The 25,325-nt window shown below is 73.4% G+C and carries 26 protein-coding genes; 9 read left to right on the top strand and 17 right to left on the bottom strand.

The features are described from left to right. Window positions 1–205: 205 nt before the first annotated feature. Window positions 206–847 (top strand): SCO3374 family protein, encoded by a 642-nt coding sequence (locus OG710_RS15535; RefSeq protein ID WP_330239860.1) that lies wholly within the window; start codon window positions 206–208, stop codon window positions 845–847. On the opposite strand, the gene OG710_RS15530 is transcribed toward OG710_RS15535, so the two are convergent. The 10 genes from OG710_RS15530 to OG710_RS15485 form a co-directional block, all read right to left on the bottom strand. Continuing rightward, window positions 826–1,161, bottom strand: coding sequence for a histone-like nucleoid-structuring protein Lsr2 (locus OG710_RS15530; RefSeq protein ID WP_018102272.1), 336 nt, complete (start codon window positions 1,159–1,161; stop codon window positions 826–828). The genes OG710_RS15535 and OG710_RS15530 overlap by 22 nt on opposite strands. 144 nt (window positions 1,162–1,305) lie before the next feature. After that, the gene (locus OG710_RS15525) at window positions 1,306–1,863 is read right to left on the bottom strand and encodes an amino-acid N-acetyltransferase (RefSeq protein WP_111330120.1); all 558 of its coding nucleotides are present in this window, start codon (window positions 1,861–1,863) and stop codon (window positions 1,306–1,308) included. Window positions 1,864–1,872: 9 nt separating this feature from the next. Then, window positions 1,873–2,310, bottom strand: coding sequence for a BlaI/MecI/CopY family transcriptional regulator (locus tag OG710_RS15520; protein WP_330239859.1), 438 nt, complete (start codon window positions 2,308–2,310; stop codon window positions 1,873–1,875). A gap of 123 nt (window positions 2,311–2,433) precedes the next feature. Next, window positions 2,434–2,613: a hypothetical protein gene (locus tag OG710_RS15515; protein ID WP_330239858.1), complete on the bottom strand. Its 180-nt coding sequence runs from the start codon at window positions 2,611–2,613 to the stop codon at window positions 2,434–2,436. Between the two features lie 43 nt (window positions 2,614–2,656). After that, on the bottom strand, window positions 2,657–3,229 hold the full coding sequence (locus tag OG710_RS15510; protein ID WP_330242259.1) for a hypothetical protein: 573 nt from the start codon (window positions 3,227–3,229) through the stop codon (window positions 2,657–2,659). A gap of 160 nt (window positions 3,230–3,389) precedes the next feature. After that, window positions 3,390–4,187, bottom strand: a complete 798-nt coding sequence (locus tag OG710_RS15505; protein ID WP_111330116.1) for a type III pantothenate kinase — start codon at window positions 4,185–4,187, stop codon at window positions 3,390–3,392. Further along, window positions 4,187–5,215, bottom strand: a complete 1,029-nt coding sequence (gene nadC, locus OG710_RS15500; RefSeq protein ID WP_330239857.1) for a carboxylating nicotinate-nucleotide diphosphorylase — start codon at window positions 5,213–5,215, stop codon at window positions 4,187–4,189. Before nadC ends, OG710_RS15505 begins: the two co-directional genes overlap by 1 nt. A gap of 2 nt (window positions 5,216–5,217) precedes the next feature. Continuing rightward, window positions 5,218–6,948 carry an L-aspartate oxidase gene (locus OG710_RS15495; protein ID WP_330239856.1) on the bottom strand — a complete coding sequence of 577 codons (1,731 nt, stop codon included), beginning with the start codon at window positions 6,946–6,948 and terminating at the stop codon, window positions 5,218–5,220. Then, window positions 6,945–7,958, bottom strand: a complete 1,014-nt coding sequence (gene panC, locus OG710_RS15490; RefSeq protein WP_330239855.1) for a pantoate--beta-alanine ligase — start codon at window positions 7,956–7,958, stop codon at window positions 6,945–6,947. Before panC ends, OG710_RS15495 begins: the two co-directional genes overlap by 4 nt. After that, window positions 7,955–8,974, bottom strand: a complete 1,020-nt coding sequence (locus OG710_RS15485) for a Rossmann-like and DUF2520 domain-containing protein (protein ID WP_330239854.1) — start codon at window positions 8,972–8,974, stop codon at window positions 7,955–7,957. Before OG710_RS15485 ends, panC begins: the two co-directional genes overlap by 4 nt. Before the next feature lie 164 nt (window positions 8,975–9,138). Between OG710_RS15485 and OG710_RS15480 the strand changes: the two genes are divergently transcribed. Further along, on the top strand, window positions 9,139–10,344 hold the full coding sequence (locus OG710_RS15480) for a threonine aldolase family protein (RefSeq protein WP_330239853.1): 1,206 nt from the start codon (window positions 9,139–9,141) through the stop codon (window positions 10,342–10,344). Between the two features lie 82 nt (window positions 10,345–10,426). Beyond that, complete coding sequence (locus tag OG710_RS15475) at window positions 10,427–11,545, top strand: DUF5937 family protein (RefSeq protein WP_330239852.1); 1,119 nt, start codon at window positions 10,427–10,429, stop codon at window positions 11,543–11,545. Between the two features lie 31 nt (window positions 11,546–11,576). Here the strand turns inward: OG710_RS15475 and OG710_RS15470 are convergent, their stop codons facing one another. Next, on the bottom strand, window positions 11,577–12,251 hold the full coding sequence (locus OG710_RS15470; RefSeq protein ID WP_111330109.1) for a response regulator: 675 nt from the start codon (window positions 12,249–12,251) through the stop codon (window positions 11,577–11,579). A gap of 66 nt (window positions 12,252–12,317) precedes the next feature. Continuing rightward, the gene (locus OG710_RS15465) at window positions 12,318–13,535 is read right to left on the bottom strand and encodes a sensor histidine kinase (protein ID WP_330239851.1); all 1,218 of its coding nucleotides are present in this window, start codon (window positions 13,533–13,535) and stop codon (window positions 12,318–12,320) included. Between the two features lie 95 nt (window positions 13,536–13,630). Between OG710_RS15465 and OG710_RS15460 the strand changes: the two genes are divergently transcribed. Then, entirely contained in the window at window positions 13,631–14,623 is a 993-nt protein-coding gene (locus tag OG710_RS15460; protein WP_330239850.1) for an SAM-dependent methyltransferase, read from the top strand. A gap of 57 nt (window positions 14,624–14,680) precedes the next feature. Next, window positions 14,681–15,823, top strand: a complete 1,143-nt coding sequence (locus OG710_RS15455) for an NADH-quinone oxidoreductase subunit D (protein ID WP_111330107.1) — start codon at window positions 14,681–14,683, stop codon at window positions 15,821–15,823. Between the two features lie 27 nt (window positions 15,824–15,850). Here OG710_RS15455 and OG710_RS15450 read toward each other — a convergent pair whose 3' ends face one another. The 4 genes from OG710_RS15450 to OG710_RS15435 form a co-directional block, all read right to left on the bottom strand. Next, window positions 15,851–16,813, bottom strand: a complete 963-nt coding sequence (locus tag OG710_RS15450) for a hypothetical protein (protein WP_330239849.1) — start codon at window positions 16,811–16,813, stop codon at window positions 15,851–15,853. Between the two features lie 131 nt (window positions 16,814–16,944). After that, entirely contained in the window at window positions 16,945–17,919 is a 975-nt protein-coding gene (locus tag OG710_RS15445; protein WP_330239848.1) for an ABC transporter substrate-binding protein, read from the bottom strand. A 95-nt stretch (window positions 17,920–18,014) separates the two neighbouring features. Next, window positions 18,015–18,686, bottom strand: a complete 672-nt coding sequence (locus tag OG710_RS15440) for an ABC transporter permease (RefSeq protein WP_330239847.1) — start codon at window positions 18,684–18,686, stop codon at window positions 18,015–18,017. A gap of 1 nt (window position 18,687) precedes the next feature. Next, complete coding sequence (locus tag OG710_RS15435) at window positions 18,688–19,401, bottom strand: ABC transporter permease (protein WP_111330104.1); 714 nt, start codon at window positions 19,399–19,401, stop codon at window positions 18,688–18,690. Window positions 19,402–19,532: 131 nt separating this feature from the next. On the opposite strand from OG710_RS15435, the gene OG710_RS15430 reads away from it, so the two are divergent. Beyond that, window positions 19,533–20,723 carry an ABC transporter ATP-binding protein gene (locus OG710_RS15430; RefSeq protein WP_330239846.1) on the top strand — a complete coding sequence of 397 codons (1,191 nt, stop codon included), beginning with the start codon at window positions 19,533–19,535 and terminating at the stop codon, window positions 20,721–20,723. 65 nt (window positions 20,724–20,788) lie between these two features. Here the strand turns inward: OG710_RS15430 and OG710_RS15425 are convergent, their stop codons facing one another. Beyond that, window positions 20,789–21,910 (bottom strand): alpha/beta hydrolase, encoded by a 1,122-nt coding sequence (locus OG710_RS15425; RefSeq protein ID WP_330239845.1) that lies wholly within the window; start codon window positions 21,908–21,910, stop codon window positions 20,789–20,791. Between the two features lie 138 nt (window positions 21,911–22,048). Here OG710_RS15425 and OG710_RS15420 point away from each other — a divergent pair, with 138 nt between their 5' ends. From OG710_RS15420 to OG710_RS15410, 3 genes are read left to right on the top strand one after another with little or no spacing between them, the layout of a single operon-like run. Beyond that, window positions 22,049–23,890: a phosphatidylglycerol lysyltransferase domain-containing protein gene (locus OG710_RS15420; protein ID WP_330239844.1), complete on the top strand. Its 1,842-nt coding sequence runs from the start codon at window positions 22,049–22,051 to the stop codon at window positions 23,888–23,890. A 30-nt stretch (window positions 23,891–23,920) separates the two neighbouring features. Beyond that, window positions 23,921–24,778, top strand: coding sequence for a dihydropteroate synthase (folP, locus tag OG710_RS15415; RefSeq protein WP_330239843.1), 858 nt, complete (start codon window positions 23,921–23,923; stop codon window positions 24,776–24,778). Beyond that, on the top strand, window positions 24,775–25,257 hold the full coding sequence (locus OG710_RS15410; protein ID WP_330239842.1) for a nuclear transport factor 2 family protein: 483 nt from the start codon (window positions 24,775–24,777) through the stop codon (window positions 25,255–25,257). The genes folP and OG710_RS15410 overlap by 4 nt, the downstream gene beginning before the upstream one ends. Window positions 25,258–25,325 lie beyond the last annotated feature (68 nt).

Raw genomic sequence — 25,325 nt, 5'->3', positions numbered from 1 at the left:
GTGTATGACTTGCGTGTCGCCCCTCCCCACTAGGGATGTCTTACCCGCAATTACAGACAGTCCATGCGGCGTACGCGGGTTCCCTCCGCTACGGGCGAACATCTTCGTACTCCTGAATGCGCCCGTACGCCCCCAACCCGGACACCCTACGCTGTCGCCCATAAGCGGGGCGTAACTCCGGGGTCCGGCCGGGCGTTGTTCCGTCATGGCCCTCACCGTCCCGCCGCCCCGCGCCCCGTCGTCCGCCGAGTCCGGCGGGTCGTCCACCGAGTCCGGCGGTGAGGCTCCGGGCGGGCCGGGGGCCGGCTGGGCCGGGTGGTACGAGCGGGAGTTGGGCTGGGCCGCGGTGGGCGGTCCGCCCGTGCGGCTGCCGACCGGGCTGCGGTTCGACGCGTTGGTCGTCCCCGCCGCGGCGGGCCGGGCGGCGCTGCGGCGGGTGGGCCGGAGCGGTCCGGTGGCGCTGCGGGGCCCGCGGCTGGCGCTGCTGGTCGCGCCGGGGAGCGCGGAGGAGCTGCCGGGACTGCTGGACTGGCTGGAGTGGAGCGGGGTCGCGCTCCCGCTGGCCGGTCTGGGCGCGGGCGGGCGGATCACCGCACCGCCGCCGCCGGGCGTGCCGGTGGAGCCGGGGGCCGCCTCCTGGCTGCGACCCCCCTGGCCGTCACCGGAACAGGACGAGGCGCCGGTTCTTCCGGCCTTCTCCGGCTTCGGGAGCGGGGATGGAGATGCTCCCGACCTCGTCCGGCTCGTGGACGCGGTGGCCGCGGAATGCCACCGGGTCCGGCTTGCTCGCGCCCGGGCGGGCGTGTTCCACGGCGAGTCCGCGACTCAGCCGTTGGCCTTCTCGTAAGCCTCACGGATCTCCGCCGGGACGCGGCCGCGGTCATTCACATTGTGGCCGTTCTCGCGGGCCCACTTACGGATCTCGGCGGTGTCCTTGTTGCCGCCGGAGACGGCGCGGCCCTTGCCGCGGCCCGACGCCGCACGGCCACCGGTACGCCGGCCGTTCTTCGCGTAGGGCTCGAGAAGGGAACGCAGCTTGTCGGCGTTGCTGGTGGTGAGGTCGATCTCGTACGTCTTGCCATCCAGCGCGAACGTCACCGTCTCGTCCGCCTCGCCACCGTCGAGGTCGTCAACAAGAAGGACCTGAACCTTCTGTGCCACCGGATTTCCTTTCATCGAAAATGGAGTACGCGGAAAGGAAACCGCTTTTCCCCGGAAAACACAAACCCTCGGGAGAGGTTCAAGGGCACAACGGGCCGGGAAACGTGCGCGATTCGGACATAGGGATCGCCCAAGTTCCGGCGGTCACAGGTGCAGAAGCATCCGGCTGTTGCCCAAGGTGTTCGGCTTCACTCGTTCGAGACCGAGGAACTCCGCGACTCCCTCGTCATAGGAACGCAGCAGCTCACTGTAGACATCTCCGTCGACCGGCGTCTCTCCGATCTCCACGAAGCCGTGCTTCGCGAAGAACTCGACTTCGAAGGTGAGACAGAAAACCCGGCGGACGCCCAGCCAGCGGGCGGTGCGCAGCAGCTTGTCCAGGACTTGATGCCCCACGCCGGAGCCGCGCAGGCCGTGGTCGACGGCGAGCGTGCGGACTTCGGCGAGGTCTTCCCACATCACGTGCAGTGCGCCGCAGCCGACGACGGCCGCGTCCTCGTCCCGTTCGGCGACCCAGAACTCCTGGATGTCCTCGTAAAGCGTGACCGTGGCTTTGTCGAGGAGGATGCCTTCCCTCACGTAGCCGTCGAGGAGTCGTCGGACGGCCGCTACATCGCTCGTCCGTGCGCGCCGGACGGTGATGGCCACGTTTATAACCGACGGTTCGGTCTGCAAATCGGTTTGCGGAAGCTCAGAGGACATACGCAGACGCTATCGCTCGCCGGCGGGCTCCGTGTCATCGACCGGTTCACCGGCTTCCCCGCCGGGGGGCGGGCCGTCCTCGGGAAGAGTGGGCAGAACGATCCGCATCGCGTCCCGCAGGGCTTCGCGCTGCTCGGCGGACATCATGCCGAAGAAGGCGACCAGCGCGGCCGCCGGGTTGTCGCTGTGCGACCAGGCTTCGTTCATCAGGGCAGCGGCATATGCGGCGCGGGTGGAGACGGCCGTATAGCGATATGCGCGGCCCTCCACTTCGCGGCGGACCCAGCCCTTCTGATGGAGATTGTCCATTACCGTCATGACGGTGGTGTAGGCGATGGACCGCTCCCGCTGAAGGTCCTCCAGGACTTCCCGGACGGTGACCGGACGGTTCCATTCCCAGACCCGTGTCATCACGGCGTCCTCAAGCTCTCCCAATTGACGGGGCACAGCGTCACCTTAGTGCCAGATGTCTGGAATGCGCAGCAGTTCGGCACGGCAAAAGGGCGTACGACTCTTCGTGAGTCGTACGCCCTTTCGTTTGCGAGGTGCGCCGGGCGCGCCTCCGAGGGGTCAGGCCCCTTCGGTGCGCGGGGTCTGCGGGCCCGCTTCGGCGCGGGTGATCGCCGCGTCCACGGCCGCGTCCTCCTTGGCCTTGTTGGGGCCGCCCTGGCTCTTGACGATCGTCACGACCAGGCCGATGAAGAAGGCGGCCATCACCACGGGGGGCACGAGCGCGGATACGTAGTCCATGCCGTCCAGAGTAGCGAGCCGTTCCCCGGCACCCCGAGAGGCCCTACCCGGCGGCGCGCTCCGGCGGCCGGGGCACCGGGCGGCGCGGCGGGAAGACCTCCGAGGGCTTCGGGGCCGGGCGCTCGCCGGGCGGCACGGGGCGGACCGGCGCCGGCGGGGTCTTCGGCTTGTCCGGCTCCGCGGCCCGCCCGCCGGGCAGCGCGAGGAGCCTGCTGCGGGGCGCCGGGGCCGTGCGGGCCACCGTCCGCCCGGCGAGCCGGGCGCGTACCGAGCGCTCCGCGAGCGTCCGGCACCGCTCCAGGAGCGCGACGGCGAGCGGGGAGCCGCGCAGCGAGCGCAGCGCGGCCAGATCCTCGGGGCGGGGGTCGTATCCGGCGGCCAGGGCGTCCTGGAGGAGCTCCAGATAGCCGCCGAGCGAGCCGGGGAGGGCGTCGCGGTAGCGGGCGAGGTCGGCGAGGAGGAAGGCACGCAGCCGTCCGGCCTCGGCGACGGCGTCGTCCACGCCGCCCGCAAGCCGCAGGCAGTCCTGGACATCCTCGTCGGGCAGGGGCGCGGGGTGCAGGGCGAAGGCGAGGGCGCGTCGGAGCACTCGCAGCTCGTCCGCGCTGAACGCCATACCGCCGCGTGATCCGTAGGGCGTGGGCATGAAGCGACAATACGTGCTAAAGGGACAAAATCCTCTTAACTGGCCGTCGCCGGGCGCGGCGGTTCCGGGGCGCGGGCGCGCGCGGAACCGCCGTCCGAAGGCTCTGTGCCGGGGTTTCCCGGGGCCGCCGCTACAGCCGCGACACGTTGCGTTCGTACACCAGGCGCAGTCCGATGAGGGTCAGCCAGGGCTCGTGCTCGTCGATCACGGAGGACTCGTTCAACACCATCGGAGCAAGGCCGCCGGTCGCGATGACGGTGACGTCGTCCGGGTCGGCCGCCAGCTCCTTGCGCATCCGCTCCACGACCCCGTCCACCTGGCCGGCGAAGCCGTAGATGATGCCGGACTGCATGGCCTCGACGGTGTTCTTGCCGATGACGCTGCGCGGCCGGGCCAGCTCGATCTTGCGGAGCTGCGCGCCCCGTACGCCCAGCGCGTCCACGGAGATCTCGATGCCGGGCGCGATGACCCCGCCGGTGTACTCGCCGCGCGCCGAGACCGCGTCGAAGGTGGTGGCCGTGCCGAAGTCCACGACGATCGCCGGGCCGCCGTACAGGTCGACGGCGGCGACCGCGTTGATGATGCGGTCCGCGCCGACCTCCTTCGGGTTGTCCATCAGGATCGGCACCCCGGTCTTGATGCCGGGCTCCACGAGCACGGCCGGGACGTCGCCGTAGTAGCGGCGGGTCACCTCGCGCAGCTCGTGCAGCACGGCCGGGACGGTGGAGCAGATCGCGATGCCCTCGATGCCGTCGCCCAGCTCCATGCCGAGCAGCGGGTGCATGCCCATCAGCCCCTGGAGCAGCACGGCCAGCTCGTCGGCGGTGCGGCGCGGGTCGGTGGAGATCCGCCAGTGCTCGACGATCTCCTCGCCGTCGAAGAGGCCGAGGACGGTGTGGGTGTTGCCGACGTCGATGGTGAGCAGCATCAGGCGTCGGCCCCGTCGGCGTCGCGGAAGTCCAGGCCGATGTCGAGGATCGGCGAGGAGTGGGTCAGCGCGCCGACGGCCAGGTAGTCGACCCCGGCCTCCGCGTAGGCGCGGGCCGAGTCCAGGGAGAGCCGGCCCGAGGACTCCAGGACGGCCCGCCCGGCGGTCAGGGCGACCGCGTCGGCGGTCTGCGCCGGGGTGAAGTTGTCCAGCAGGATCAGGTCGGCGCCCGCCTCCAGCACCTCGGCGAGCTGCTCCGGGGTGTCCACCTCGACCTCGACGGGCAGCTCCGGAAACTCCTCCCGGACCCGCTTGAACGCGGCGGCGACCCCGCCCGCGGCGATGACGTGGTTGTCCTTGACGAGCGCGGCGTCGGACAGCGAGAACCGGTGGTTGACGCCGCCGCCGCAGCGCACCGCGTACTTCTCCAGGGCGCGCAGGCCGGGCGTGGTCTTGCGGGTGTCGCGGACCTTCGCGCCGGTGCCCTCCAGCACATCGGCCCAGGCGCGGGTGGCGGTGGCGATCCCGGAGAGCCGGCACAGCAGGTTCAGGGCGCTGCGCTCGCCGGTGAGGAGGTCGCGGGTGCGGGTGGTGACGGTGAGCAGCTTCTGGCCGGGGACGACCCGGTCGCCGTCCTCGACGTGCCGCTCGACCTCGAACTCGGAGGTGCAGACGATGGACAGGACCGCCTCGGCGATCCGCAGCCCGGCCACCACCCCGGCCTCGCGGGCGGTGAAGTCGCCGGTGGCCATGGCGTCCTCGGCGATGGTGGCGACGGTGGTGACGTCCACCCCGCCGTCCAGGTCCTCCGCGATGGCCAGGTGCGCCACGTCCTCGACCTGGACCGGGTCCAGACCGGCGTCCAGGAGGAGCTGGGCGAGGGCGGGGTCGAGCCCGCACTCCTCGTACTCCTCGCCGCCGCAGCCGCAGCCGTCGCCGCAGCCGTCCGGGGCGGCCGCCGGCGCGCCGACCCGGATCAGCGGTACGTCCACGGGGGTGGGGCGCGGATTCTCTTCGGGCGTGCTCACGGTTACGGCTCCTCGGGTGTGGGGTGGGTGGTGCTGGTCGCGGCGCGGTCCGCCGTCCCGGAGGCGTCCACGGGCCCGAACGCCTCGGTGTCCGTGCGGTCGATCACGAGGCCGCCCTCCGGGTCGAGCCGTACGACGAGGTGGCGGCGCCAGTTCGCGTCGTCGCGCTCGGGCCGGTCCTCGCGCCAGTGGCAGCCCCGGGTCTCCTCGCGCAGCCGGGCGGCGGCGACCAGGACGCGGGAGACCAGCAGCAGGTTGGTGGCCTCCCATGCCTCGACGCCGGGCACGGCGGGCTTGGCCTCACCGGCCCCGGCCGGGCGGGCGCCTTGGTGCAGCTCCTCCAGCTTCTCGGCGGCGGCGGCCAGGCTCTCGCCGGAGCGCAGCACTCCGGCGCCCCGCGACATGGCGCGCTGGATCGCGACCCGGGTCTCGGGGGCCAGCAGCGGGGCGGGCGTCCTGGTCTCCTCGACGGGCTCACCGGCGCGCGGCCGGGAGGCGACGACGTCGGCCGCGATGCGCTCGGCGAAGACGAGTCCTTCGAGCAGCGAGTTGGACGCGAGCCGGTTGGCGCCCTGGACTCCGGTGCACGCGGTCTCGCCGCACGCGTAGAGGCCGGGCACGGTCGTACGGCCGCGCAGGTCGGTGCGGACGCCGCCGGAGGCGTAGTGCGCGGCGGGGGCGACCGGGACCGGTTCGGTGACGGGGTCGATGCCGTGGGCCCGGCAGGCGGCCAGGATGGTCGGGAAGCGGTGCTCCCACATCTCGGCGCCGAAGTGCCGGGCGTCCAGGTACATGTGCTCGGCGCCGGTCTCCAGCATCCGGCGGGTGATGCCCTTGGCGACGATGTCGCGCGGGGCCAGCTCGGCCAGTTCGTGCTGCCCGAGCATGAAGCGCGTACCGGAGGCGTCCACGAGGTGGGCGCCCTCGCCCCGGACCGCTTCGGAGACCAGCGGCTGCTGGCCCTCGGAGCCGGCGCCGAGGAAGAGGACGGTCGGGTGGAACTGGACGAACTCCAGGTCCGAGACCTCCGCGCCGGCCCGCAGCGCCAGCGCCACGCCGTCCCCGGTGGAGACGGAGGGGTTGGTGGTGGCGGAGAAGACCTGGCCCATGCCGCCGGTGGCCAGGACCACGGCCGGGGCGCGGACCGCGCCGACGCCGTCGTGCTGGCCCTCGCCCATGACGTGCAGGGTGACTCCGGCGGTGCGGCCGTCGGCGTCGGTGAGCAGGTCGAGGACCAGGGCGTTCTCGACGGTGTGCAGGGCGGCCGCGCGGACCGCGTCGACCAGGGCGCGGGAGACCTCGGCGCCGGTCGCGTCGCCGCCCGCGTGGATGATGCGGCGGCGGTGGTGGCCGCCCTCGCGGGTCAGCTGTACGGAGCCGTCCTCGGCGGTGTCGAAGCGGGCGCCGGTCTCCATGAGGCGGCGGACCGCGCCGGGGCCCTCGGTGACCAGGGTCCGCACGGCGGCCTCGTCGCAGAGTCCGGCGCCGGCGACCAGGGTGTCGTCCAGGTGCTGTTCGGGGGTGTCGCCCTCGCCGAGGGCCGCGGCGATGCCGCCCTGCGCCCAGCGGGTGGAACCGGCGTCCAGCCGGGCCTTGGTCACCACGACCGTGGCGAGGCCCTCGGCCGCGCACCGCAGGGCGGTGGTGAGTCCGGCGACGCCGGAGCCGACGACCACGACATCGGCGTCGATGGACCAGCCGGGTGCGGGGGCGGTCAGCCGTATTCCGGTCACGATGTCGCTCCGAAGGTGAGGGGGATGTTGTCGATCAGCCGGGTGGCGCCGACCCGGCCCGCGACGGCCAGGATCGCCTCGCCGGACGTCCGGTCGTCGGGGATCTCGGTGAAGTCGGCCGGGTCCACCAGGGCCACGTAGTCCAGGGCGAGCGGCGGGCTCGCGGCCCCCGCCTCCTCCAGGACCGTGCGGGCGGCGGCGCGCACGGCGGCCGGTCCGGTGTCCGGCCGGGCGCGGGCCACGGCCTGGGCGTCGGCCGCGAGGCGCGGTTCGCCGAGCCGGTCGAGCCCGGCGGCCCGGTCCGGGTTCGCACCGGCCGCCCGGGCGCGGGCGTGCAGCGCCGACTGTGCGGCCAGGCGGTCGCGGGCGGCGAACAGGGCGCGGGACAGGGCGAGCGCGGTGCGGCGCTCGTGCGCGTCGAGGAAGCGGTTGCGGCTGGAGAGCGCGAGGCCGTCCGGCTCCCGGACCGTCTCCACGCCGGCGATCTCCACCGGGAAGTTCAGGTCCCGCGCCATGCGCCGGATGAGGGCGAGCTGCTGGGCGTCCTTCTGCCCGTAGAACGCGATGTCGGGGCGGGTGAGGTGGAGCAGCTTGGCGACGACGGTGAGCATGCCGTCGAAGTGGCCGGGGCGCGCGGCCCCCTCCAGGCGTTCGCCCATCGGGCCGGCCGCGATCCGGACCTGCGGTTCGCCGCCGGGGTAGACCTCGTCCACGGACGGGGCGAAGACCGCGTCGGCGCCGGCCGCGCCGGCCACCGCGAGGTCGGCGTCGAGCGTGCGCGGGTAGCGGTCGAGGTCGGCGGCCTCGCCGAACTGGAGCGGGTTGACGAAGACGGTGACGACGACCTGCCCGGCGGGGCCCGCGTGGGCGCGGGCGGCGCGGATCAGGGAGGCGTGGCCCTCGTGCAGGGCGCCCATCGTCATGACGACGGCCCGCCGCCCCTCGGTGGCGTACGCGTGGAGTTCGGCGGCCGTGTGGAAGAGGGCCGGGGTGAAGGGGGTGGCGGTCATCGGGACTCCTCCGGTCCGTTGCCGTGAGGGCCGTTGCCGTGGGGGCCGGTGCCGGGGCCCGGCCCGCCCGTGCCGGGCCCGGCGCCGGATGTGCCGCCGGGGGTGCCGTCGTCGGCGAGGGCGACCAGCAGGTCCTCGGCCAGTTCCGGCTTGAGCAGGCCGTGGGCGAGGGCGCGGTCGGCGGTGGCGCGGGCCATCGCGATGTAGCCGGCGACCGTCTGCGGGGCGTGGGCGCGCAGCTCGCCGATGTGGGCGGCGACCGTGCCGGCGTCGCCGCGCGCGACCGGGCCGGTGAGCGCCGCGTCGCCGGAGCGCAGGGCGTTGTCCAGGGCGGCGCCGAGGAGCGGGCCCAGCATCCGGTCGGGGGCGGTGACCCCGGCGGTGCGCAGCAGCTCCATCGACTGGGCGACCAGCGTGACCAGGTGGTTCGCGCCGAGGGCGAGGGCCGCGTGGTAGAGCGGGCGGGACTCCTCGGCGACCCACTCGGGCTCGCCGCCCATCTCGATGACCAGCGCCTCCGCGGCGAGCCGCAGCTCGTCCGGGGCGGTGACCCCGAAGGAGCAGCCGGCCAGCCGCTGCACGTCCACGGAGGTGCCGGTGAACGTCATCGCCGGGTGCAGGGCGAGCGGCAGGGCGCCGGCCCGGCGGGCGGGGTCCAGGACCTTCGTCCCGTACCGCCCCGAGGTGTGGACGAGGAGCTGTCCGGGGCGGACGGCGCCGGTTTCGGCCAGGCCCTCGACGAGTCCGGGCAGGGCGTCGTCGGGGACGGTGAGCAGGACCAGCTCGGCGCGCGCGAGGACCTCGGCGGGCGGGACGAGCGGGACGTCGGGGAGCAGGTCGGCGGCACGCCGCACCGAGGCGTCGGAGACGCCCGAGACGGCGACCGGCCGGTGCCCGGCGAGGGCCAGGGACGCGGCCAGGGCGGGGCCGACGCGGCCCGCCCCCACCACGCCGACGGTGAGCCGGGCGGGGCGGTCCCTCGCGTCGAGGGGCCCCTGGGGAGCTGTTGCGTTCACACTGCGGGCCTTCCGTTCCAGTCCGCGGGGGGTACCGGACGATTCCTCTGCATGCTACGCCAGCCCCCGGCCCCGCATCCCGGCTGTCCACAGGCTGTGGATACCGCCTCCGGCCGGGCGGAAACCGTATGGGCGGCTCCGGCGTTCCGCGCGATGATCGTCCCATGGCATACATGAGCGCGCAGGAAACGAACGTGGCCTCGGACGGCGGGACGGACGCGGCGGACACCGGGGAGACCGCGCGGCTGCGCAGGCTCACCGCCTGGCGGAGGGCCGAACGCGCCCTGGGCCGGCTCCCCCAGGACCGCACGCTCGGCGAACAGCTGGCCGCCCTGGCAGCCCAGGCCGCCACGGTCACCGACCCGGCCCTCCCGGCGGACATCTACGGGGACGGGGTCGTCGGTGAGCTGGAGCGCCGGGTCGCCGGCCTGCTGGGCACGGAGGCCGCCGTGTTCTTCCCGACCGGGACGATGGCGCAGCAGGTCGCGCTCCGCTGCTGGGCGGGCCGCACCGGCAACCCCGTCGTCGCCCTGCACCCGCTCGCCCACCCGGAGGTGCACGAGAACGGCGCGCTGGGCGCGGTGAGCGGGCTGCGCACCGTCCACCCGACGACCGCGCCGAGGCTGCCCTCGGCCGACGAGGTCCAGGACTTCCCGGAGCCGTTCGGCACCCTGATGCTGGAGCTGCCGCTGCGGGACGCCGGATTCGTGCTGCCCTCCTGGGAGGAGCTGGAGGCCGTGGTGGCCGCCGCCCGCGACCGGGACGCGGTGGTCCACTTCGACGGGGCCCGGCTGTGGGAGTGCGCCACGCACTTCGGGCGGACACTGCCGGAGATCGCCGCGCTCGCGGACAGCGTGTACGTGTCGTTCTACAAGTCCCTGGGCGGGATCTCCGGGGCCGCGCTCGCCGGTTCCGCCTCGCTGGTCGAGGAGGCCCGCCTCTGGCGCCACCGGTACGGGGGCATGCTCTACCAGCAGTTCCCGGCGGCGGTCGCGGCGCTGGCCGGGCTGGACCGGGAGCTGCCCAGGCTGCCCGCGTACGTGGCGCACGCCGGGACGGTCGCCGGGGCGCTGGCCGAGGGGTTCGAGGCGGCCGGCACGGGCTGGTTCCGGGTGCATCCGCAGCGGCCGCACACCCATCAGTTCCAGGTGTGGCTGCCGTACGACGCCGGCGTGCTGACCGATGCGGCGCTGCGGCAGGCCGAGGAGACCGGCACGGTTCTCTTCCGCCGCTGGTTCACGCCGGACACCGGCGCGCCGGGCACGGCGGTCACCGAGGTGACGGTGACGGAGGCCGGTCTGGAGTGGACCGCCCAGGACGTGCGGGACGCGGTGGCCGCGTTCCTGGCCCGGCTGCCCGCGAAGGGCTGAGGCCCGCGCGGCCCCGGTCGTGGATTGACGGCGACCGTCAATCGGCGACCGGCTCGCCGGACCCGCCGGGCACCATGGACGCGTGAGCGTCACCATCCACATCGCGGGGCTCGCCCCCGAGCGCATCGTCTTCCGGACCTCCCCGCTGGTCGAGCTGGGGGTGGCGCTGCACGCGCTCTCCGAGCCGGGCCACCATCCGGGGCTGCACGGCTGGGCGACGGCCACCGCCACGGCCCTGGAGCCCGACCTCGCGGACCGGCTGCACGAGGTGGAGTTCCTGTGGCGGAACACCTTCTCGGACATCTTCATGCCGTTCGCCGGCATCACCGGCGGCGACGGCGCGACGGGCGCCGACCTCGCCGCCGACCTGGACATCCTGGACCGGCTGGACGACGACCGGTTCGTCTCCGCCGCCCTGGAGTTCACCTGCGCCGCCTTCTACGGAACCCGTGCGGCCTCCCCGCTGCGGGACGCCGGGACGCGTGCCCGCGCCCTGGACATGGCGGCGGCGCGCGGGCCGCGCCAGGTGGAGTTCACCCAGCGGCTGCTGGCCGACCCGGCGCCGGTGCGCCGCTGGCTGCGCCGCCTCTTCGAGGACTGCGACCGGGCGTTCTTCGCGGACACCTGGGAGCGGGTGCGCGTCCAGCTGGTGGCCGACGCGCGGCACAAGACGGACCTGCTGCGGCACAAGGGGCTGGCCGAGGCGATCCGGGCGGTCTCCCCCGCGCTGTCGCTGGGCGCGGACGGCGGCACGATCGACGTCGACAAGCTGACCGAGGGGGAGACCGATGCCACGGACCCGGCGGTCGGTCCCGGGCTCACGCTGATCCCCACCGCCTTCGGCCGGCCGCATCTGATGGTGCTGCACGCCCCCGGCTGGCGGCCGGTGATCCACTACCCGGTGCACCGGCCCGAGCTGCCCGCGCCCGCCTCGGTGGAGCTGCTGCAACGGCGGATGGAGGCGCTGGCCCACCCGATGCGGATGCGGCTGTGCCGCAACATCGCCCGTTCCCCGTACACCACCGGTGAGCTGGCCGACACCAACGGGATCACCTCGCCGGAGGTCTCCCGGCATCTGGCGGTGCTCAAGAAGGCGGGGCTCGTCACGACCCGGCGCCGGGGCCGGTACGTGCTGCACCAGCTGGACCTGACGGTGGTGGCCCGGCTCGGCAGCGACTTCCTGGAGGGCATCCTGCGCTGAGCGCGGCGCCCCCGCGACCGGCCCGCGCCGTTCAGCCCGCGCCGCCGCCCGCGCGAACCAGCCCCGTCTCGTACGCGAGGACGACGACCTGCACCCGGTCGCGCAGCGCCAGCTTGGTCAGGATGCGGCCGACATGCGTCTTCACGGTCGCCTCGGAGAGGACCAGCCGGCCCGCGATCTCGCCGTTGGACAGGCCCTGGGCGACCAGCAGCATCACCTCGCGCTCGCGTTCGGTGAGCTTGGCGACGTCCTTGTGCTGCGGTTCCGGCGTGCCGCTGGGCAGCATCGGCGAGAAGCGGTCGAGGAGCCGGCGGGTGGTGGACGGGGCGACGACCGCGTCCCCGCTGTGCACGGAGCGGATCGCGGCCAGCAGTTCGCCCGGCGGCACGTCCTTGAGCATGAAGCCGCTGGCCCCGGCCTTGAGCCCGGAGAACGCGTACTCGTCGAGGTCGAACGTCGTCAGGATCAGCACCTTCGGCGCATCGGGCTGCGCGCAGATGCGGCGGGTGGCCTCGACGCCGTCCAGCCTGGGCATGCGGACGTCCATCAGCACCACGTCCACGGCGGTGGAGCGCAGGATCTCGATCGCCTCCGCCCCGTCACCGGCCTCGGCGACCACCTCCATGTCCGGCTGGGCGGCGAGCACCATCCGGAAGCCGGTGCGCAGCAGCACCTGGTCGTCGACGAGCATCACGCGGATCGCCATCGGGTCCTGTCTCTCCTCGTTCGTCCAGCTCGTTCGGTTCGGCTCGTTCGGTTCGGCTCGTTCGTGTCAGCGGTCGGCGGCCTTGAGCGGCAGCAGGGCGCTGATCCGGAAGCCGCCGCCGGGGCGCGGTCCGGCGTCCAGTGTGCCGCCGACCATGCCGACCCGTTCCCGCATGCCGATCATGCCGTGGCCCGCGCCGTCCGCGCCGCCGTCCTCGTACAGCTCGTGCGCGGCGCCCCGGCCGTCGTCCTCGACCAGCAGGCCGAGCCCGTCGTCGAAGTAGACCAGCCGGACGCTGGCCCCGGCGTGCGGGCCGCCGTGCTTGCGGGTGTTGGTCAGGGCCTCCTGCACGATGCGGTACGCGGTCAGCTCGACGCCGCTGGGCAGCGGGCGGGCGGTGCCCTCGACCTTGAAGTCCACCTCCAGGCCGGCCTTGCGCACCTGGTCGATCAGCTCCTCGATCTGCTCGACGTCGGGCTGCGGGACGTACTCCCCGCTCTCCCGGGCGTCGCCCGTACGCAGCACGCCGAGCAGCCGGCGCATCTCCGCGAGGGCCTGCCGGCCGGTGCCCGAGATGGTCTCCAGGGCCTGCCGGGCCTGGTCGGGCGCCGCGTCCAGCACATAGGCGGCGCCGTCGGCCTGCACCACCATCACCGACACGTTGTGCGCGACGACGTCGTGCAGTTCGCGGGCGATCCGGGCCCGCTCGGCGGCCACCGCGACCTTCGACTGCGCCTCCCGCTCCCGCTCCAGCCGGGCCGCCCGCTCCTCCAGCTGGTCGAAGTAGGCGCGCCGCGTCCGCATCGAGTCCCCGAGCACCCAGGCCAGCACGAACGGCACCGTCATCACCACGACGACGAACACCGTCTGCGCCCAGTTGCGCGGCACCTCGCCCGCGTTGGGCCAGCGGAGCTGGGAGAGCGTGGCCGCGCTCAGGCTGCACACCAGGGAGAGCCGGGAGGCCCAGCGCTCACCGACGGTGGCGACCGTGAACGTGATCACCAGCATCGCGAAGTTCGCCACGGTCGGCCGGACCCCGCAGAGCAGCTGCACCACACCCATCGCGATGGCGAGCAGCAGCATCTTCTCCGGCGCCCGCCGGCGCAGCGCGACGACGAGGCAGAGCCCGACGACCACCGGCACGACCGCGACCCGTTCCAGCGGGCCGCCGCGCCCGGCGTCGTCCACCACGATGGTCATGCCGGAGAGCCCGAGGAGGAAGACAGCCCAGAAGCTGTCCACACCCGTCGGGTGTCTGCGGATGAAATCGTAGAGGCGCTGCACGTAACCCAGCGTAAAGAAGGTCGACGGGTGCCGGGTCAGCCGAAGGGTCGATCCGGGTCTCGGGACCCTACTCCCCAAGGTGGAGACTGGGAAACGTGAGGGATGAGTGGCGCGGGTGGCAGGAGGCGGCCGAAGCCGCGCTCTACGGTGACGAGGGCTTCTACCGGCGCCCCGAGGGCCCCGCGGGCCACTTCCGTACCTCGGTGCACGCCTCGCCGCTGTTCGCCGCCGCCGTCGCCCGGTTGCTGGTCGCCACGGCGGCGGAGCTGGGCACCCCGGACGTGGACCTGGTGGACATGGGCGCGGGGCGCGGGGAGCTGGTGACCGGCGTCCTCGCCGCGCTTCCCGCCGAGGGCGGCGCGGACCTGGCGGTACGGGCGTACGCCGTCGAGCTGGCCGACCGCCCGGAGGGCCTGGACCCCCGCGTGCGGTGGTGCGCGGAGCCCCCGGACGGGGTGCGCGGGCTGCTGTTCGCCAACGAGTGGCTGGACAATGTGCCGCTGCCCGTCTCGGAGACCGACGCGGACGGCGTCGAACGGTACGTCGAGGTGCGCGCCAGGGACGGCGCGGAGCGGCTGGGCGCGCCGGTCGCCGGGGCGGACGCGGCGTGGCTGCGGCGCTGGTGGCCGTCGGCCGGTCCGGGCAGCCGGGCGGAGATCGGCCGCCCGCGCGACGAGGCGTGGGCGGCGGCGGTCGCCACGGTGTCCGCCGGGCTCGCGGTGGCGGTGGACTACGCGCACGTACGCGGGCGGCGGCCGTCCTGCGGGACGCTCACCGGCTTCCGGGCCGGCCGCGAGGTCCGTCCGGTGCCGGACGGCAGCTGCGACCTGACCGCGCACGTGGCCCTGGACGCCTGCGCGGCGGCGGCCGGTCCGCCCGCCGTGCTGCGCACCCAGCGCGAGGCGCTGGCGGCCCTGGGCGTCGCCGGCACCCGCCCGCCGCTGTCCCTGGCCACGACGGACCCCGCCGGCTACGTCCGCGCGCTGGCCTCGGCGGGCGAGGCGGCGGAGCTGACGGCCGCGGGCGGCCTGGGCGACTTCGGCTGGCTGGAACACCGCAAGCGGAGTCTGGCCCCCTGCGGCGATTGAGGAGCGGGGTCCGGGGCAGGGCCCCGCGGCGACGGCACGCAAGGAATACTGGCCTCCATGACGGAGACGACCATCGGCATCGGCGGCGCGGCCGAAAGCACCGACATGGTGCTGAACATCGGCCCGCAGCACCCCTCCACGCACGGCGTGCTCCGCCTCCGCATCGTCCTGGACGGCGAGCGCGTCCAGCACGCCGAACCGGTCGTCGGCTACATGCACCGGGGCGCGGAGAAGCTGTTCGAGGCGCGCGACTACCGCCAGATCATCATGCTCGCCAACCGCCACGACTGGCTGTCCGCGTTCTCCAACGAACTGGGCGTCGTGATGGCCGTCGAGCGCATGCTCGGCATGGAGGTCCCCGAGCGCGCGGTGTGGACCCGCACGCTGCTCGCCGAGCTGAACCGGGTCCTCAACCATCTGATGTTCCTCGGCTCGTACCCGCTGGAACTGGGCGGGATCACCCCGGTGTTCTACGCGTTCCGGGAGCGCGAGGAGCTGCAGACCGTGATGGAGGAGGTCTCCGGCGGCCGTATGCACTACATGTTCAACCGGGTGGGCGGTCTCAAGGAGGACCTGCCGGCCGGCTGGCTCGGCCGGGCGCGGGACGCCGTCGCCGCGGTCCGCTCCCGGATGGACGTGTACGACGAACTGGTCCTCGGCAACGAGATCTTCCGGGGCCGCACCCGGGGCGTCGGCGTGCTGTCGGCCGAAGCGGTGCACGCGTACGGGGTGTCGGGGCCGATCGCCCGCGCCTCGGGCGTCGACTTCGACCTGCGGCGCGACGAGCCGTACCTGGCGTACGGGGAACTGCGGGACACCCTGAAGGTCGTCACCCGGACCGAGGGCGACTGCCTGGCCCGGTTCGAGTGCCTGCTGGAGCAGACGCACAACGCCCTGGACCTCGCGGACGGCTGCCTGGACCGGCTGGCCGGGCTCGCGCCGGGGCCCGTCAACCAGCGGCTGCCGAAGGTCCTCAAGGCGCCGGAGGGCCACACGTACGCCTGGACGGAGAACCCGCTCGGGGTCAACGGCTACTACCTGGTGTCCAAGGGCGAGAAGACGCCGTACCGGCTCAAGCTGCGGTCCGCGTCGTTCAACAACATCCAGGCGCTCACCGAGCTGCTGCCGGGGACGCTGGTCGCCGACATGGTGGCGATCCTGGGCTCGCTGTTCTTCGTCGTCGGCGACATCGACAAGTAATCGGCAAGTAACTCCGCCGACGCCGCGTCAGGAGATCGCGCTGCGCAGCTCCGCCACGTCCAGCTGTTCCGTCTCGTCGTGCGCGGTGAGGTCGATGACCTTGCCGACGGCGCGCTCCCTGGCCGTGTCCGAGCGGTGCGCGGCCAGCGCCTCCTCGCCGACCACGTCGGCCAGGTCCTCGTCCTGAACGGACTCGATCGCGGCGCGCTCGGCGGCGGGCTCGACGGCGGGCGGCGCCTCCTTCTGCGTGCCGAAGAAGTCGAAGCCGCCCTGCGGGACCGCGCCGCGGCGGGGTCCGGCGTACGGGACGACGGCGCTGGCGGCCGGCACCGGTCGCGTGGCCGGGACCGGGCGGGAACGCTCCTCGACCTGCCGGTTCCGGGCCTCCTCGGCGACGCGGCGGGCCTCGTCGGCGGCGCGCCTGGCCTGCTGGAGGGCGGCGTTGCGCGGGAGGTCGGCCAGCGCGCGGGCGGCGCGGGCGAACGCCTCCGGGGTGGGTGTGGAGCGGGCGGGGGGCAGTTCGCGGGCGGGTGCGGACGCCTCGATGGCGAGCTGCCTGCGGCTCTCCAGGACGCTGGCGCGCTCGGTCTCGGCGGTGGCGTACCGCCGCAGGAGCGCGGCGTGTTCGCCGCGCAGCCCGGCCAGCTCCACCCGCTTGCGGCGCAGCTTGGTCTCCAGGCGGGCGCGGATCTCACGCGCCTCCTCCAGGTCGGACTCCAGCTCCGCCGCGCGTTCCTCGGCACGCCACTCGTCGCTCGCGCGGGCGCGCGTCAGCTCGGCGACCCGGCGGCCCGCCTCGCGGTCCCAGCCGCGCATCAGGACCGCGCCGGTGACGGCGGCGGCCGCCGCGACGGCGACCAGGGCCCGCAGGACCATGGGTTCGGTCGGCAGCCAGGCGCCCGCGGCACAGAGCACCGCCGCTCCGGCGACTGCCGAAGGCGGAAGGATTCTGTGCAGTGGGGGCGAATGGCGGTGGCGTCCACGTGGCATGGCCCGAAATTTACCGTGTGCGCGGCGTACTTGGGGAGCCGCCCGTCAATCCGTGCCCGGTAAGTTACCCGGCGGCTCCCCCTTGCGGGTGTTCCGGCCCGTTGCGGGGCCCGTTCACCGGTGCGTGTTCGCTACTTCTCGATCAGCCCTTTCGACTGAAGGTATTCGCGGGCGGCGTCCGCCGGCTTGACGCGTTCCGCGTCGACCTTGCGGTTGAGTTGTGCGAGGTCCTCGGTGGTGAGAGCGCCGGTGAGGCGGCCCAGCGCGTCGGCGATCTCCGGGGCTCCGGCGTCCGCGGCGTTGAGAACCGGAAGGACGTTGTCCGCGTTCTGGAGCTTCTTGTCGTCCTCCAGGAACACCAGGTCGTAGGTGTCCAGCACCGCGTCGGTGGTGGTGGTGAGAACCAGTTGGTCCTTGCCGTCCTTGACGGCCTGCTTGGCCTGCGGGGTGCCGACGCCCTTGGGGTCGATTCCGGTGACGTCGATGCCGTACGTCTTCTCCAGACCGGGTGCGCAGAACGGCCGTATCTCGCACTCGTCCCCGGCGGCGATGCGGACGCCGATCTTCGCGGCGCCGAGATCCGAAAGGGTCTTCAGCTTGTGCTTGTCGGCGAATTCCCTGGTCACCGCGAACGCGTTCTGGTCGACGGCCTTCCCCGCCGGGAGCACCTTCAGTCCGCGCGGTTCGGCGAGCTTCTTGAGGGCGGCGACGGTGGCCCCGGCGTCACCCGAGGCGACGGGCTTCGCGGCGGCGTCCTCGGCGCCGTTCACCTTGGCGTTGAGGAATTCCGCGATGGTGGCCGCGTATTCCGGTACGACGTCGATCTCGCCCTTCTCCAGGGAGGGTTCGTAGAGTTCGCGGTTCTTCACCGTGGTGACGGAGGTGCTGTATCCGGCGTCGGCGAGGATCTGCGCGTACAGCTCGGCGAGCACCTTGGACTCGGTGAAGGCGGCGGCGCCGACGACCAGCGAGCCCTTCTTGCCGGAGTCGCCGGCGGCCGGGGCGCCCTTGTCCTGTTCCAGGCTGTCCCCGCCGCACGCGGCGAGCGAGCCCGCGAGCGCGAGGATGCCGATGACGGCACCGGCCGTGCGTGAGGTCCTGGTCATGTCTCTTCTCCGTCCACGGCGGCGGCGCGCCGTATGCGACAAGTGATGGATGTGCGGCATGCGTTGCGGGGCGCGGCGGCGCGGGCCCGGCGCCGTCACGCGGGGCGGCGGCGCAGCGGGGACAGCAGGCGGTCCAGGGCCACCAGGACCGCTTCCACCAGCAGGGCGAGCGCGGCCACCAGCAGCGCCCCCGCCACCACCTGCGCGGTGTCGTACGTGTTGAAACCGGCGGTGATGATCCGGCCGAGGCCGCCCTGGCCGACCATGGCGGCGATGGTCGCCGTGGCCACGACCTGGACGGCGGCGGACCGCAGCCCGGTCATGATCAGCGGGTACGCCAGCGGCAGCTCGACGCGGAGGAAGAGCTGACCGCCCGACATGCCCATCCCGCGCGCGGCCTCCGTCACCGCCCGGTCCACCTCGGTCATCCCGACGTAGGCGTTGGTCAGCAGCGGCGGCACGGCGAACAGCACCAGCGCGGTGATCGTGGGTATGTAGCCCGCGTTGCGCAGGGGCGAGACCATGAAGAGGGCCAGCACCGCGAAGACCGGGACCGCGCGGCCGATGTTGGCGAGGTTGACCGCGAGCGCGCCGCCCCTGCGGATGTGGCCCAGATACAGCGCGACGGGCAGGGCGACGGCGCAGGACAGGGCGAGCGCCACGCCGCTGACGTACAGGTGCTCGCTCAGCCGGTGGGCGATTCCGCTCTCGCCGGACCAGTTGGCTCCGGTGGTGAGCCAGGTCCAGGCGTCCCCGAGGACTCCCATGTCAGACCGCCTTCGCCGGGCCGGGCGCGTCCGTGCCGCCGTGCGGGGCGCGGACGCGGGTCCAGGGGGTCAGCAGCCGCTGCACGCCGAGCAGCAGCAGATCGGCGACGATCGCGAGCAGCACGCAGAGCACCGAGGCGGCCAGCACCTGTGCCTTGAAGAAGCTCGGCAGCGCGTCCTCGATGAGGTTGCCGAGGCCGCCCCGGCCGACGATCGAGCCGACCGTGGTGAGCGCGATCGTGGAGACCGTGGCGATGCGTATGCCGGCCATCAGCGCGGGGAGCGCGAGGGGCAGTTCCACCTCCCACAGCAGGCGCAGCGGCCCGTACCCCATGCCGTGCGCGGCCTCCTTCGCCTCCTCGGGCACCGCTTCGAGACCGGCCAGGATGTTGCGTACGAGGATGGTCAGCGAATACAGCACGAGCCCGGTGACCACGAGCGCGGCGGAGAGCCCGAACAGGGGCAGCAGGAGCGAGAACATCGCGAGGGACGGCACGGTGTAGAGCACCGTCGTCAGTCCGAGGACCGGTGCGGCGAATCCCCGGCCCCGGCGGGCGAGGAGCGCGAGCGGAAAGGCGACGGCCACGCCGATCGCGACGGATACGGCGGTGATCCAGATGTGCTGGAGGGTGGCGTCCGTCAACTCCTGGCTGCGGGTACGGAGATACTCGCCGCAGATCCAGTCGTTCGTCACCAGGCAGTTCTGTCCGGCCATCCGTCCCCCCACCCCCTGTTCGCCTTCTCGTACTGATGTCCGGCGAGCCTATCCTCGACCACTGACAATCGCCGGAGCCGTTGTATTCCAGCAACATGTCCTTCACAGAACACCCGCGACAATGGGGAACCATGATCCGTTTCGAGCAGGTCACCAAGCGGTATGCGGACGGCACCACCGCCGTCGACGGCCTTTCCTTCGAGGTCGCCGAGGGTGAACTGGTCACGCTCGTCGGACCGTCGGGCTGCGGCAAGACGACCACCATGAAGATGGTGAACCGGCTGACCGAACCGACCGAGGGGCGGATATTCCTCGACGGGGACGACATATCCACCATCGATCCGGTCCGGTTGCGCCGCCGTATCGGCTATGTGATCCAGCAAGTGGGCCTCTTCCCGCACAGGACGGTCCTGGAGAACACCGCCACCGTTCCCCATCTCCTGGGCTGGAAACGCGCAAAGGCCCGCGCACGCGCCGCCGAACTCCTCGACCTGGTCGGACTCGACCCTTCCGTTCACGGCGGCCGATATCCGGAACAGCTCTCCGGCGGGCAGCGCCAACGCGTCGGGGTGGCACGGGCGCTGGCCGCCGATCCGCCGGTCCTGCTGATGGACGAGCCTTTCGGCGCGGTGGACCCGGTCGTGCGCGAACACCTCCAGAACGAATTCCTGAAACTCCAGGAACAGGTCCGTAAAACCATCCTGTTCGTCACCCACGACATCGAGGAAGCGGTGCGCCTCGGCGACCGCATCGCCGTCTACGGGCAGGGCTCCGTCGAGCAGTTCGACACCCCCGGAACGGTGCTCGGCGCCCCCGCCAACGCCTATGTCGCCGACTTCGTGGGCGCCGACCGGGGACTCAAGCGGCTCGCCGTCACCCCCGTCGAGGAGAGCGACCTCGACCATCCGCCCGTCGTCCGCCTCGACGACCCGCTGTCCGGCGCGGCCGCGCGCCTGCGCGAGGACGCCGCCCGCTGGGCCGTCGTCCTGGACGGCGACGGGCGCCCGTACGGCTGGCTGACCGCCGACGACGCGAGCCCCGGCGCCAAGGGCACCGTCCGCGACCGGGTCCGCCGGATGGAGGCGTCGCTCCCCCTCGGCGCCCCGCTCAAACCGGCCTTCGCCACCATGCTCCAGCACGACGCCGGCTGGATCGCCGTCACCGACGGGACGGACGGCGGCGGCCGCTTCCTCGGCGTGCTCACCCCGGCCCGCCTGCACGAGGCGCTGCGCCGCTCGGTCGGCGCGGACGGGCGCTCCGTACCGCGCGCGCAGGTGTCGGTCGAGAGCGCCACCTGCGTGGCGGAGGCACCGGCCGGGTAGACGCGACGCCCCCGGCCCCCGGCCCTGGGCACCGCCCCCGGCCCCCGCCCCGCCCCCGGCCGTCCTCAGCTCTCGCTCAGCCGGCTGCTCAGCCACTCCAGCGCGGCCGGGATCTCCCGGCGCCAGGTGTTGAAGTTGTGCCCGCCGCTCTTCAGCACGATCGACGAGACCTGGGCCGGCCGCTTCACCTTGGCGATGAACTTCCTGGTCGACGCGTAGTTCGACTCGCCCTGGCGCGACGTCGTCACCAGGAACGAACCGGCCGGCTGCGGCCGGTTGTCCAGCGTCCACATCAGGTCCGCGCGGCGCCGCGCGGACTCGTCGCCGTGGAAGAGGTCGCCCGTCGTCGGGTCCTCGGCCGCCTTGTAGTACGCGGACAGGCCCGCGCTCGCCGCGTACCTGTCCGGGTGGTGCAGCCCGATCTTCAGGGCGCAGTACCCGCCGGTCGAGTTGCCGATGATGCCCCAGTTGCGGGCGTGGCCGCCGACCCGGTAACCGGCGGAGACGGCGTGCGGCACGTCGTCGGCGAAGAACGTCTCCGTCTGCGGCCCGCCCTCTATGTCCACGCACTCCGTGTCACGGGGCGGCGCCACGGTCGGACGCAGCATCACCAGGATCATCGGCTGCGCCCGGCCCGCCTTCACCCGGTCGAACGCGGTACGCGGATAGCGCAGGCCCTCGATGAGGTTCTCCGCGGTGCCCGGATAGCCGGTGAGCACCACGACCGCCGGGAACTTGCGGTGTGCGTACGCCGGCTGGAAGTACTCCGGCGGCAGATACACGTACGCCGGGGTCTCGATGCCGGTCCGCCGGCCGGAGATCACCACCTTGTCGATCCGGCCGCCCCTCGTGGGCACCGCCCCGCCCGGCACGTCGGGCCGCCGCGTGTCCACCCGGACGATGTTCTTCGCGGCGAGCGTCCCGGCCGCGTGGTCGGTGACCACCCCCATCTCCTGCTTGCGGCCCAGCAGGTCCGCCCAGGAGCCGTAGAAGAGGAAGCTGTTGTTGGCCAGCAGCCCCACCGTGGCGAACAACGCCACCTGGGTCGCCAGCAGCATGCCCACCCGCCCCAGCACGGCGCGCGCGCCGCGGCGGGCGAGCCGCGGCCAGCACCAGACGGTGGCGGTGAACAGTACGACGGCCAGCGCGATCGCGAGGACCAGCACTGGCTTGCCGGTAAGGCCCATGACCGATGAACTTTCTGTCAGTAAATTTCCGGGAAGCGGGTGAACCCGCGCCCCGGAAGCCTCGTCCTAGAGGGCGCACACCGTCCGCAGCGCTTTGGCCGCCGGACGCAGGAACCTCTCGCGGAGCCACGGGAAGCGATGTCTGTCACGCTAGATGGGGATAAATCAGGATCGGTTCCGGTTCGCACACGTACGTTCGTGCGCGCTCCACGGCCGGAGGCCGTACCGGCGCTCGTCGGCACGGCCTGCACCGTCGTCGGACTGATCGACGTCGCCGCCGGGGTCTTCCCGCGCTTCCGGCACAGCCGCATGCACAGTCTGGCCGAAGTGCTCCCCGGCGCCCTCGGCCCCTTCGCCGCCGCGCTCTCGCTGAGCACCGGCGTCCTGCTGCTCCTGCTGGCCCACGGCCTCAAGCGGCGCAAGCGACGTGCCTGGCGGGCCGCCGTCGTCCTCCTCCCCGCCGGGGCACTCGCCCAGTTCGCCTACCGGCACTCGGTCATCGGCACCGTCCTCTCACTGGCGCTGTGCTACCCGCTGCTGCGCCACCGGAGCGAGTTCGCCGCCCTGCCCGACCCGCGCAGCCGGTGGCGGGCGCTGGCCAACTTCGTGCTGCTCGGCGCCGGATCGCTCGGCCTCGGCCTGGTCGTCGTCAGCGCCCACCCCAACCGCCTGGTCGGCAGCCCCAGCATCGCCGACCGGCTCCAGCACGTGCTGTACGGCCTGTTCGGCTTCGAGGGGCCCGTCGACTACGCCGGGGACACCTCCTGGACCGTCGCCTACTCGCTCGGCGCCCTCGGCCTGCTCACCGCCGTCACCACCATCTACCTGGCCCTGCGCCCCGAGCACCCGGCCGCCCGGCTCACCGAGGACGACGAGACCCGGCTGCGCGGCCTCCTGGAGCGGCACGGCGGGCGGGACTCGCTCGGCCACTTCGCGCTCCGCCGCGACAAGGCCGTCGTCTTCTCCCCCAGCGGCAAGGCCGCCGTCTGCTACCGCGTCGTCTCCGGCGTGATGCTGGCCAGCGGCGACCCCATCGGGGACGTGGAGGCGTGGCCCGGCGCCATCGAACGCTTCATGGACGAGGCACGGGCCCACTCCTGGACCCCCGCCGTCATGGGCTGCGGCGAGACCGGCGGCGAGGTCTGGACCCGCGAGACCGGGCTCACCGCCCTGGAGCTGGGCGACGAGGCGGTGGTGGACGTCGCGGATTTCTCCCTCGCCGGACGCGCGATGCGCAACGTACGCCAGATGGTGAAGCGCATTGAGCGGGGCGGCTACGAGACCCGCGTCCGGCGCGTGGCCGACATCGGCGACGCCGAACTCGCCCGCATCCGCCGCGCCGCCGCCGACTGGCGCGGCACCGACACCGAACGCGGCTTCTCCATGGCGCTCGGCCGGATCGGTGACACGGCCGACCGGGACTGTTTCCTCGCCACCGCCCACAAGACCGACGAGGACAGCGCCGACTCCCCGTACGGCGACCTGAAGGCCGTCCTCCACTTCGTGCCGTGGGGCACCGACGGCATGTCCCTCGACCTCATGCGCCGCGACCGGGCCGCCGACCCGGGCATGAACGAGCTGCTGATCGTCGCCGCGCTCCAGGCCGCGCCCCGGCTCGGCATCGAGCGCGTCTCGCTGAACTTCGCGATGTTCCGCTCGGCCCTGGCGCGCGGCGAGAAACTGGGCGCGGGGCCCGTCCTGCGGGTCTGGCGCGGGCTGCTGATCTTCCTCTCGCGCTGGTTCCAGATCGAGTCGCTGTACAAGTTCAACGCAAAGTTCCGGCCACGCTGGGAGCCCCGTTTCGTGGTGTACCGCGCCGCCCGCGACCTGCCCCGCATCTCCTTCGCCGCGATGCAGGCCGAGGGCTTCGTGAACCTCGCGCTCCCCCGCCCGCTGGCCCGCCGCCTCCCCGTCGCGCCCCGCCGCCCGTGCGCCCACGTCCCCCCTCCGGCGGGCGGCCAGGGCGCCCGCACGGCGTAGATGTCCCCCGTACGGGCCTACGCTGGTCATATGAGTACGTTGCGTGGAACGGTCCAGGGGCTGCCGGAGTGGGACCGCTGCGCGGTCATGGGGGTCGTCAACGTGACCCCCGACTCCTTCTCCGACGGAGGCCGCTGGTTCGACACCACGACGGCCGTCAAGCACGGCCTCGACCTGGTCGGCGAGGGCGCCGACCTCGTCGACGTCGGCGGAGAGTCGACCCGCCCCGGCGCCACCCGGGTGGACGAGTCCGAGGAGCTGCGCCGGGTGATCCCGGTCGTCCGCGGCCTGGTCGCCGAGGGCGTCACGGTCTCCGTGGACACCATGCGCGCCCGCGTCGCCGAACAGGCGCTCGCGGCCGGCGCCGTCCTCGTCAACGACGTCAGCGGCGGCCAGGCCGACCCGGACATGGTCCGCGTGGTCGCCGCCGCCGGGGCGCCGTTCGTCGTGATGCACTGGCGCGGCTTCAGCGAGTCGATGAACAGCCGCGCGGTGTACGGGGACGTGGTCGCCGAGGTCGTCGCCGAGCTGCGCGCCCGGATGGACACGGTGGTCGCGGGCGGCGTCGCCCCGGAGCGCCTGGTGATCGACCCCGGACTCGGCTTCGCCAAGGACGCCCCGCACGACCTCGCGCTCCTCGCCCGGCTGGACGCGCTGCACGAGCTGGGCCGGCCGCTGCTGGTGGCCGCCTCCCGCAAGCGGTTCCTGGGCCGGGTGCTGGCCGGGGAGGAGGGCGCCGCACCGCCGCCCGCCCGCGAGCGCGACGCGGCCACCGCCGCCGTCTCCGCCCTCGCCGCGCGGGCCGGTGCCTGGGCGGTACGCGTGCACGAGGTCCGGGCCACCGCCGACGCCGTGCGGGTCGCCCGCGCGATCGAGGGAGCCGCGTGACCGCGCCGCGGGACGACCACGCGGAGGCCGCCGCCGACATCGCGGCCGTCGAGCGGGCCAACACGGCGTACTACGAGGCGCTGGAGCGCGGCGACCTCGACGCCCTGACGGCCGCCTGGCTGCCGGGCGAGGACCTGACGGTCTCCTGCGTCCACCCCGGCTGGCCGGTGCTCAGCGGGCGGCGCGAGGTGCTGCGCAGCTACGCGCTGATCATGGCGAACACCGAGTACATCCAGTTCTTCCTGACGGACGTCGGCGTCTCCATGACCGGCGACACCGCACTCGTGACCTGTACGGAGAACATCCTCAGCGGCGGCCCCGCCGAGGAGGGCGCCTCGCTCGGGCCGCTCGTCGGCCAGCTCGTCGTCGCGACGAATGTGTTCCGGCGCACTTCGGACGGCTGGAAGCTCTGGTCGCACCACGGTTCGCCCGTACTGGCCGAAACCGGCGAGGAAGAGGACGAAGCGACCCCTTCCTGAGCCGGCCGGTGCCCCCGGCGGGGCACAAAGGGGGCTCGAATGCGGGTCCGGCCGGATTGGAACCGGCC

This window comes from Streptomyces sp. NBC_00525, from assembly GCF_036346595.1.
Classification (GTDB): domain Bacteria; phylum Actinomycetota; class Actinomycetes; order Streptomycetales; family Streptomycetaceae; genus Streptomyces.
The sequence above is the reverse complement of the archived record's forward strand: the minus strand, read 5'-3'. Positions and strand labels throughout refer to the sequence as shown.